Raw genomic sequence first — 10,132 nt, forward strand, 5'->3', positions numbered from 1 at the left:
CCTCAATATCTCTTCTCTCTCCTTCTTTGTCAATTTAATTGATGACACGCCCTAAGATTCTAATTTTTAATAACAATTGGAAAATGTTGGAAATAGGCATTTCGATCACATCGATATACATACATCTTGATCTGAGGATATCCTGGTCCGCGATTGACCTCATAGGGAGGAACAACTAAAGGAAGCTTTTTTTGTTCCATATCTTTCCGTGCAGGTTGATTTTTACCTTCTACACCAAAATCTATTCCGATGAGCTCTGGAACTTCATCAAAAGCGTATTGTATTAAGGCTGATGTGATTTCGGATTCATAGGATGTAAAAGTTGGAAACAAGAGGATGCTGCTTGTTCCTAATTCAGTTCGTCCATCATCCCTAAGGCCTCCTCCTTCTGGATAAGGATCTCCTTTTCCTTCAGGATTTCCAGGACTTGCCTTAAAATTTGTATCCTTATTTCCTGACGCAAAACCGCATATTCCCATAAAAGAGTGATCGTCTTTTAAGTATAAAATCCAAGCTCCTAAAGGTGTAACCTCTCCGGCGGCAAGTTGGTTCTTAATTAACATTTTAATCCATTCTTCTCGTCGAACGCCATAGGAATATTTCATAACTTCTTTATTCGTTAAAATTTCTTTAATTTTTTTATAGTCGTCTTTTTGTGCAGTAAAAGGCTGGAAAATAATATGAGCGGATTCAAACGCTTTTATTTTTAGGGTTAATGCTGGTTTTGCATTAAGGATAACGCCCATTAAAACAACAAAAAGAAAGATTAAACTTGTTTGCTTATGCCGATGATTATTCATTTCTAGATTCTTTTTTAAAATGAAGCAAAAAGCCTTTTATTCCATAATGTGGTAGATGAATTTTCTTTTCAAGAACATTCTTAATGTCATTGGAACGCATATTTTAATATTCTTTTTTAAACTCTAAATTTTTTAAGAATATGATGTTACAAAATTAAAGTCATATGGGGGTATTAGAAAATTTTTTATTGAAAATTGATGGCTTCTTCTTTTATAAGGAATATTATAAAAAGCATATTTAAAAGTGTATTAAAGAAATTGAAATTTTAAATAAAATTTACAAATTGTTATAGAAACCTTTGGAATGGAGAAATAAAGATGTCACGAATTTTTAAAAAAAGATATGTTTTATTCTTAGCAAGCTTTTTGAGTTGTTTTTCTCTTTTCGCGATGGAAGAAAATTCTCAAGACCTTGGCTCCAAAGCTCTTGTCCATTACAAAGGGTCAAAAGAAGAAGAGCCTTTTGTGCGTCTTTCTATAGCAAGGGACTTCTCAATAAATTTACGGCGTACTTTGCTGGGTCATTTTTTTAAGCCCAATTTAACACTGGAATATCGTCTTTTGATAGGGCCTTATTTAAGAAAATTAGAACATGATTATAATTTAGAAATATTTCGAACCTTCCTCAAAACGAAGGGCGTTATTTTAAGGTCTGAACTGGATGATCGTTCTGTGACGAAACAAGGGCGCATTGAAAAAGACGATGTGATGCTTCTTTCATCTGATAGCGAGAATTTCTATTGGTGTAATGGCACGACAAAGTGTATTGAGCTCCGTTCCACTAAAACCCCAGAGCAAACTTTACGCGTTTTTCCAATTCCACTCGATGAAAACTATAAGTTTTTAGATTTAACCCATTTTGATAAAACGAACTTAATTATAGAAGTCGCAAAAAGTTTTTCAAAAAGGAAGTCTTATCAGGAAAGTAAAGTGTGCATTCTTGATACGACAACAGGGGCAGTAAAATATATAACAGATAAAGAATTTCCTTTTGTGGACAGTTTATATGGTTATAAAACAAGACCTGATACGCTTTTTGTTGCTTTTCAAAAGAAGGGTGATCCTTTTCAAATAAAATGGCAAGTTTATAATTTAAGAGACAACACACATTCGGTTGTGGGAGAATTTTCAAAACATCCTGGGGATCTATTTTTTGACCGAGAAGATCACCCTTTTTTTTCAATATTGATCCGACCTCATGGAGAACAAGTCATTTCACGGGTAACAGAAGGTTCAAAGTGGACGGTTATACCTCTTTTTTCCTTTGGAAAGGACATGTATGACCAAAGACGAGTAATGGGTGTTAGTACCACTAATGGGAATATTTATTTTACAGCGCGCGAAAAAGATATTGATCGATGGACGGCCATTGAACGTACACAGAAAGGTCCTTTTTCCTCTGAAAAACCTCTTTTTCCTGATGAAATAGGAGATATTAAGAATTTCTTAGTTCATACGCATATAGATGGAGAGAATGTCATTCTGTATGAGGTTCGTAATGGTGGACAAAAAACATTGAAATGCAATACGAAATCAAAAGCTTTCACGCATTTAAGTCAAATCCTCGATTCAGTCCAAAGAGAATATTCTGGAGAATTTTCATTTGTGGAGATCGAATCTATTTTTGAAAATCCTAAGAAGCAAGGTTTAATTCTCTCAAGGCGACAAGCCCATCGACCTATAGAGTATTTCATCATGGCTTTTTCTGAGACGCTTGGAAAGGTAACTCCAAGCATTTTTAGGCCGAAAACCTCCTTAAAATTTCCTCTTGAAAGATTTAGAGATGTTCAAAGCGTGATAATTCCCACGAAAGAAGGTTTAAAAATGCCTGCCTTTATAACATCCCCAAACCCAAATGTGACCTTTGGTAAAAAACCTCCCTTATTTGTTCATATTCATGGAGGTCCTCACGCTAAAGATAAGCTCCATGACCTTGATGCACTTTCGCAACTTGTTGCAAGTTCAGGTTTCTGTGTTTTAAAAATTAATTATCCTGGCTCAACGGGATCTGGTTGGGCTTATGAAAAAATGAGCGATGGAAAATGGGATCAAACTCCAGGATTTATCATGCAAGCGATTGAATGGATGATTGCGAACAAAGGTATTGATCCAGATCGGATTGCTGTGGGAGGGATTAGTTTTGGAGCAACTATGGCCGTTAATATGGCGGCGCGGTTTCCAGATAGCATTAAATTTGCCGTTGCTTGTAATGGAACATATCACTATGCAAATACAGTTTTTGAAGCAATTGGCCATAATGTTTCTGGAAAGCAGGTAAAATCTTGTCACGATCCAGAAGATACGATTATACAATTGGGAGGTGATCCGCGTATCCCAGAACAAAAAGAGCTTTTAAGAAGCAAATCTGTTTATCCCCATCTTTCCAAGGTACGCGCCCCGATTCTTCTTTTGGCTGGTCTTGAGGATAACAACTGCATTCCAAGTCAAAGCCATGATCTCGCGAAAGTTCTTTCCCAAGCCGGAAAAAGTGTGCAATTGATTACTTTTGAAGGGCGGGGACACAGCTTGGAAAATGTAAAACCACAAAAAGGAGAGGGCCTTCAAGATTATTCCTTTTCTGCTTGGAATGCTGTGGGAGCCTATACGATGGAAGCGCTGCATAATCGTTTCGGAACATTGTATGAGCCTGTTGAAAGCAATTTTTATGAAAGAATGAGAGAACAAGGCATTAAAATTGCTCTTTCTCATAACTGGAATTAAAAAAAGAAAGAAACGCTCTCTTTTTAAAAGTTTTTAAAAAAAGGATTTTCAATAAGAATTCTCATAAAAAGAGGATGTAAAAAAAGAATTGCAGATTTTTTTTTAAGCGTGTAAGGTGCTTTTTAGGAATCAATCTTAATAAGGTGCGGTGCGGGTGGGTCTTGGATCCGCCCTCTTTTTTTCTGAAGGGTGAAATGACGGAAAAGAAAGGATTAGAATCTTTTCGGAAGCAGCTGGAACCTCTTCTTTTTGAAATGGGGTATTCTTGTGTGCGGATGATTTTAAAAGGAGGCAGCTCGCCTCTTTTGCAAATTATGATCGAACGAAATGATGATGTTTCTGTTTCGGTTTCAGATTGTACACGTGTAACAAAAAAGATTTTAAGCCTTCTTGAAGAAAACGATCCTATTGGAGGGGACTACAATATTGAAGTGAGTTCTCCGGGTGCAGATCGTCCGCTTATAAAACCTGAAGATTTTGAAAGGTTTTCTGGATCTTTGATTCAAGTGACTCTTTTTCAAGAAGAAGGAGGACGTAAAAAGATTGAAGGAAAAAATTTAGGTGTCCTTGAGGATATTTTGATGCTAGAGGTTAATCAAGAACCGGATGCCAAAAAATCGGTTCTTAACATTTCTTTGTCGAATATTCGGAAGGCCAATTTAAAGCCATTATTTTAAGTTAAAAAAAGGGATTAAGGTAGAGTAAATCATGCGCGATACAGTTTCAACATCTGGGGTTCGTCCCGAACTCCTTCAAGTTGCAGAAGTGGCTGCTCGGGAAAAGGGAATTGAACGTGGCGAGGTCATTGAGGCTATGGAAATGGCTATTCAAAAAGCTGCACGTTCAAAATATGGTGCTGAGTTAGATATTAGAGCTCATATTAATCCTAAGACGGGTGAAATCTCAATTTATCGATACCGAGAAGTTGTGTCAGAGATGGCAAATGAATTGACGCAAATTCTCTTAAAAGAAGCACAAGAAATTAATCCTGAACTTAAACTGGGCGATTTTTACCAAGAGCTTTTACCTCCTATTGAGCTCGGACGGGTGGCTGCTCAATCTGGTAAACAAATCATTACACAGCGTATCCGAGATGCAGAACGTGAACGTCAATATGAAGAATTTAAAAATCGTATTGGTGATATTGTGAGTGGTCTTGTAAAACGCGTTGAATTTGGGGTTGTAACTGTTGACTTAGGGGGCAGGGCAGAAGCTGTTTTGAAACGTGAAGAAAGTATTCCAAGAGAAATGTTTCGACCTGGAGATCGGATTCGAGCGTATGTTTTAGACGTAAAACCAGAAGTGAGAGGTCCTCAAATCTTTTTATCGCGGACACATCCTCAATTTATGGCAAAATTGTTTATGCAAGAAGTTCCAGAGATTTATGATGGCATTATTGAGATTCGTTCCGTTGCGCGAGATCCCGGAAGCCGAGCTAAAATTTCTGTCTTTACACCAGATCCTGGTATTGATCCTGTAGGATCTTGTGTTGGCGTAAGAGGAAGCCGTGTTCAAGCGGTAGTGAATGAACTCCAAGGAGAAAAAGTAGATATTATTCCATGGTCTTCTGACCCGTCAACTTTTATTGTCAATGCTTTAACACCTTCAGAAGTTACAAAAGTTGTTTTAGATGAAGAAGCACATTCAATTGATGTGGTTGTTCCGGATGAACAATTAAGTATTGCGATTGGACGTCGGGGACAAAACGTACGCCTTGCATCAATGCTGACAGGATGGACAATTAATATTACAACAGAATCTCTTGAATCGGAGCGTCGCAATGAAGAAATGCGTGTTCGTTCTGCACTGTTTAAAACAGCTCTTGATGTTGATGAAGTTATTGCACATCTTCTTGTTGCGGAAGGCTTTCGCACCCTAGAAGAAGTCGCTTTCGTTCCCACAGAAGAAATAACCCAAATCGAAGGATTTGATGAAACGATTGCACAAGAATTGCAAAAACGTGCAAAATCTGCACTTGAAAAAACTGAAAAAGAGTTGAAGAAAGAGATTAAAAATCTTAAAATTTCTGAAGATTTAATAGCGCTTCAAATTCCAGATGAAATTTTAGTTGCTCTGGCACGAACTGGGATTAAAACGCGTGATGATTTAGCAGATTTGGCAACAGACGAGCTTTTAGAAAGGATTCCAGAAGGATTTTCAGGGTTTTCTGAGGCTGATGCACAAAAGCTTATTTTAACAGCACGTGCCCATTGGTTTGAAGCAGAAGAGAAGAGCTCCCCTCTTTCTGAAGCTTAGATAAATAAGATTATAAATCTTATAGAAAAGGATTATTAGTATAACCATGACTGATACACACGACAAAAGTTCTGAGTCAGGAAAAACACTTACACTTTCGGGTGTTGTGGGCAGTAAAAAAATGCCTCAACAGGTTCGTCAAAGCTTTCAGCAAGGACGTTCAAAAACTGTGACTGTAGAGGTTAAAAAGAAACGTCTTTTACAAAAGGATACCCCTGATGTTTCTTTAGAAAAAGAAAATCTAAAAGGGGAAGGACTTTCTTTAAATCAAAAACCTATTGATAAAGAAAGCAAAGAAACCTCAAGTAAAACTTTAACTGTCGGTGAAATAGAAGCTCGGTTTCAGGCTTTAAAAGGTTCTTTTCGTTCAGAAACAGTTAAAGAGCCTGAGAAGAATGAGAAAGAGACGGGTCTTGCTCTCCCCGAGCACGCCCTAGAAGTAAAGGCAGAAACACTTTCTCCGGAATCTTTGGAGGATGAAAAGGAGCCGATTTCTTCTCAACCTTCTGAAGAAAAAGAGAATGTACCTGTTTCAAAGCACCTCTCTTTTCGAGATAGGGCAGCGGGTTTCATCCAACCTCAAGAGACTTCTGAAAACACCTCAAAAGCAAATGTGCTTGAAAAAGAAGTTGATTTAAAAAAGAAAGTTCATGCAAAGCGTTTAGATATTTCTGAAGAAGAAGGGGATGAAGGAAATAAAAAAGGCAAGAAAAAAGTCTTAAACATGACCCCGCGCCGTGAGGGAAGTCATCGATCTTCTCGTTTTGATTTATTCTCTATTGAAAATGAAGATGAAGACAGTGGAGAGGAAGAAACTTCAACACGTCGAAAGGTGGCCCTTCCAAGACGGATGCGTCCTTTTGCACGTGTGCAAAAAAATCCTTCTGAGAAAAAGGAACATCAAAAAGTTATTAGAGATGTGATTATTCCCGAGGTCATTACTGTTCAAGAACTTGCAAATCGTATGGCAGTTCGAGGAGCAGAAGTTGTGAAATCATTGATGAAAATGGGAATGATGGTTTCTATTAATCAGGTGATTGATGCGGATACAGCAGAACTCGTTGTTGCGGAATTTGGACATACGCTAAAGCGTGTTTCGGATGCAGATATTGAAACAGGTCTTGGAGCTCAAGAAGATGCGCAGCATGAGCTTGTTGCACGTCCGCCGGTTGTCACGATTATGGGACATGTGGACCATGGAAAAACATCTCTTTTAGATGCATTACGGTTAACGGATGTGGTCTCAAGAGAAGCTGGTGGTATTACGCAGCATATTGGGGCGTACCAAGTTACATTGCAATCTCATAAAAAAATTACTTTTATTGATACACCCGGGCATGCAGCTTTTACTGAAATGCGCGCGCGTGGAGCTCATGTTACAGATATCGTTGTATTGGTTGTGGCAGCCGATGACGGAATTAAAGATCAAACAATAGAGGCCTTGAATCATGTAAAAGCAGCGGGTGTCCCTTTGCTGATTGCTGTTAATAAAATTGATAAACCTGAGGCCAATCCCACGCGTGTGCGTGAAGAGCTTTTGCAACATGGTGTCGTGTTAGAAGAATTTGGAGGCGATGTCCTTTCCGTAGATGTTTCTGCGAAAAATAAAATAAATCTTGATAAACTCGAAGAAGCAATTTTATTGCAAGCAGAACTTTTAGAGTTGAAAGCAAATCCAAATCGTCAAGCAGAAGGCGTCGTAATTGAAGCAAAACTTGAAAAAGGCCAAGGACCTGTTGCGACGATTCTTATTAATCGTGGAACATTGAAAATGGGAGATGTTTTTGTTTCAGGATCGCATTGGGGCCGCGTTAGAACGCTTATAAATGATCATGGGCAAAAAGTTACCCAAGCTCTTCCTTCAACACCGATAGAAGTGGTGGGGTTTAATAGTGTTCCTTTAGCTGGAGACAAGTTTTTTGTTGTGGAAAATGAAGAAAAAGCACGGGAAATTGCAGAATTCCGTCTACATCGAGATAAGGCTGCTGAGAATCTAAATTTACTTAAAACTCAAACCTCTATGGATGAATTCTTTTCTCAGATGAAAGAGGGCCTTGCAAGAGAACTGCCGATTCTTTTGAAAGCAGATGTTCAAGGCTCTCTTGAAGCAATTAAGGCAAGTCTCGAGAAGCTTTCAACACGAGAAGTATCTGTTAAACTTGTTCATTCAGGCGTTGGAGGAATCCATGAATCAGATATCATTCTTGCAAAAGCATCGGGAGCCTTTGTAATTGGTTTTAATGTCCGAGCAAACCCGCAAGCACGTGATCTTGCACATAAAGAAAAAATTGAAATTCGATATTATTCAATTATTTATAATGTTCTTGATGATGTAAAAAAAGCGTTGGGAGGTCTCTTATCGCCTGATCTTCGTGAGAATTTCTTAGGGTATGCTGAAATTCGTGAGATCTTCAATGTTTCAAAAACAGGCCCAGTTGCTGGCTGTATTGTAACAGAAGGGATTGTAAAACGCGGCGCTAAAGTAAGACTTTTACGGGATGATATTGTTATTCATGAGGGTGTTCTTAAGACATTGCGGCGCTTTAAAGAAGAGGTGAAAGAAGTTCGGGAAGGATTTGAATGTGGAATGGCCTTTGAGAATTATCAAGATATTCGAAAAGGTGACCGTATTGAATGTTTTGAAATTGAAGAAATTGCTCGAACACTCTAGAAAGACATCTATATGAGAGAGAGAAGATCCACACATGATCCAACATCCTTACCAGGGATCTATCGGCAACAGAAAGGAAAAGGTTCTCTGCGTCTCTTGAGGGTCGGAGAAGAACTAAGACGTATTCTTTCAGAAATTTTGGAACGAGGAGAGGTTAAAAATCCTATTCTTTCAAATTATATCATTACAATTACTGAAGTAAGTGTCAGTCCTGATTTAGGACATGCAGATGTCTTTATAACATCTTTAAAATCCGATGAAACAACGATGCCTTTAATTCTGAAAGGATTAAAAGAAGAAGCTCCTTTTTTAAGGCATCTGCTTTCGAAAAAAATAACCTTTAAACGTCTTCCCCATCTTCACTTTAAAGAAGATACACGTTTTCTTCATATGGAAGAGATCGAACGTCTTTTGCACACAGATAAAGTAAAAGAGGATCTTGAAAAGGGGTAGAATTCAAACTTTCTATCTTAAAATAAAAGAAAGTTTGGTATTTTTCTTAATCCTTAGCTTGAACAAATTAAATCTAAGTTTGGATAATTTTAGAGACGGAAACTTTTAAGACAAGTCAAAAGAAATTTATAAAAATTCTTTGACGCTAATTCAATCTAAACGCACATTCTTTAATACATACATTGAATTTACAGCATGTTCTGTTAGAAAACGCTTATAAACTTTCTTTTCATGGGTGACCTTCTGGATTGTCTGGTCCACACCATATGAAGCAATCTTCCGGGTTTTCATAGGATTTGCAGTTTGAACAATTATATGTTGTTTTAGGCGTTTGCGGGGATGTGGAGTTTTGATCCATTGCAATGCTATATTTCGTGGGAAAAGAAAGAACTATTGCGCCTAAAAAAGGGACATAAATACAAGATAATTGTTTTTTAACATAACTTTACTCCTGGAAAAGATGTTTTTTTATTAACCTTGTTAACCTATTCTATTTATTTTATGCAAATTTTAAAAAGTAAAGAAAAGAACTTTTGAAATTACTGTATCTTTTCAAAAATAATTCATATATCATTAAAGTAATAAGATCTCTGTTATGAAGTTAAAATTGAATAAGAATATCACATCACTTGTCTATAAGTGATTTGCTTTTAGAGAGAAAATTTTTTTAAATTAACAGTGGAGACAGAAAATGAATTATGCAGGATTTTGGCGACGTGTTGGAGCAGGTATCATTGATAATGTTATTTTACATATCATGACAGGAATTGTTCTTTCTTTTTGTGGTATTTCCCTTATGGATACAATTGATACAAGTAATCTCCCTCTCTTGGGAATCAATAGTAATATAAATAATAATACTTTTGTGGATGGCGTCCGGGATACAGGAAATTTTTTGCAAATAACGCTCTCTGTTGAGTTTGTTTTTTTGTGGCTCTATTATGCTTTTTTTCAATCCTCAAAATATCAAGCAACACCTGGCATGATGGTTTTATCGATGCGAATTGTAACATATGCGGGTGAAAAAATTTCTTTTTGGCGTGCTTCTGGACGATTTTTAGCAACGTACCTTTCCTGGATGATTGCCGGGATCGGATTCCTTATGATTGCATTTACCCCACGCAAACAAGGTCTGCATGACTACATCGCAAAGACGCTTGTGATTAAATCTTAATTTGAGAGCGTTCACTAAAAGATAGATAGAAAAACATCTTGATATTTTTGAAAGATT

At 37.3% G+C, this 10,132-nt stretch carries 7 protein-coding genes; 6 read left to right on the plus strand and 1 reads right to left on the minus strand.

Going from position 1 to position 10,132, the window contains the following annotated elements:
• Nucleotides 1-59: 59 nt before the first annotated feature.
• The gene (locus JSS34_07365) at nt 60-800 is read right to left on the minus strand and encodes a GNAT family N-acetyltransferase (GenBank protein ID MBS0186139.1); all 741 of its coding nucleotides are present in this window, start codon (nt 798-800) and stop codon (nt 60-62) included.
• Nucleotides 801-1,118: 318 nt separating this feature from the next.
• On the opposite strand from JSS34_07365, the gene JSS34_07370 reads away from it, so the two are divergent.
• The 6 genes from JSS34_07370 (at nt 1,119) to JSS34_07395 (ending at nt 10,075) form a co-directional block, all read left to right on the plus strand.
• On the plus strand, nt 1,119-3,521 hold the full coding sequence (locus JSS34_07370) for a S9 family peptidase (GenBank protein MBS0186140.1): 2,403 nt from the start codon (nt 1,119-1,121) through the stop codon (nt 3,519-3,521).
• A 194-nt stretch (nt 3,522-3,715) separates the two neighbouring features.
• Nucleotides 3,716-4,198 (plus strand): ribosome maturation factor RimP, encoded by a 483-nt coding sequence (locus JSS34_07375; protein MBS0186141.1) that lies wholly within the window; start codon nt 3,716-3,718, stop codon nt 4,196-4,198.
• A 31-nt stretch (nt 4,199-4,229) separates the two neighbouring features.
• The gene (gene nusA, locus JSS34_07380) at nt 4,230-5,777 is read left to right on the plus strand and encodes a transcription termination/antitermination protein NusA (GenBank protein MBS0186142.1); all 1,548 of its coding nucleotides are present in this window, start codon (nt 4,230-4,232) and stop codon (nt 5,775-5,777) included.
• A gap of 46 nt (nt 5,778-5,823) precedes the next feature.
• Nucleotides 5,824-8,448, plus strand: a complete 2,625-nt coding sequence (gene infB / locus JSS34_07385; GenBank protein MBS0186143.1) for a translation initiation factor IF-2 — start codon at nt 5,824-5,826, stop codon at nt 8,446-8,448.
• Nucleotides 8,449-8,460: 12 nt separating this feature from the next.
• Complete coding sequence (gene rbfA, locus JSS34_07390; protein MBS0186144.1) at nt 8,461-8,901, plus strand: 30S ribosome-binding factor RbfA; 441 nt, start codon at nt 8,461-8,463, stop codon at nt 8,899-8,901.
• A 691-nt stretch (nt 8,902-9,592) separates the two neighbouring features.
• Complete coding sequence (locus tag JSS34_07395; GenBank protein MBS0186145.1) at nt 9,593-10,075, plus strand: RDD family protein; 483 nt, start codon at nt 9,593-9,595, stop codon at nt 10,073-10,075.
• The last annotated feature ends 57 nt before the right edge of the window (nt 10,076-10,132 follow it).

Source organism: Pseudomonadota bacterium (assembly GCA_018242545.1).
In the GTDB taxonomy this organism is placed as follows: Bacteria; Pseudomonadota; Alphaproteobacteria; order 16-39-46; family 16-39-46; genus 16-39-46.

What these genes read in the sequence shown, in the direction of transcription:
- JSS34_07365 (MBS0186139.1), bottom strand. Translation starts at nt 800, where the DNA reads ATGAATAATCATCGGCATAAGCAAACAAGTTTAATCTTTCTTTTTGTT.
- JSS34_07370 (MBS0186140.1), top strand. Translation starts at nt 1,119, where the DNA reads ATGTCACGAATTTTTAAAAAAAGATATGTTTTATTCTTAGCAAGCTTT.
- JSS34_07375 (MBS0186141.1), top strand. Translation starts at nt 3,716, where the DNA reads ATGACGGAAAAGAAAGGATTAGAATCTTTTCGGAAGCAGCTGGAACCT.
- nusA (MBS0186142.1), top strand. Translation starts at nt 4,230, where the DNA reads ATGCGCGATACAGTTTCAACATCTGGGGTTCGTCCCGAACTCCTTCAA.
- infB (MBS0186143.1), top strand. Translation starts at nt 5,824, where the DNA reads ATGACTGATACACACGACAAAAGTTCTGAGTCAGGAAAAACACTTACA.
- rbfA (MBS0186144.1), top strand. Translation starts at nt 8,461, where the DNA reads ATGAGAGAGAGAAGATCCACACATGATCCAACATCCTTACCAGGGATC.
- JSS34_07395 (MBS0186145.1), top strand. Translation starts at nt 9,593, where the DNA reads ATGAATTATGCAGGATTTTGGCGACGTGTTGGAGCAGGTATCATTGAT.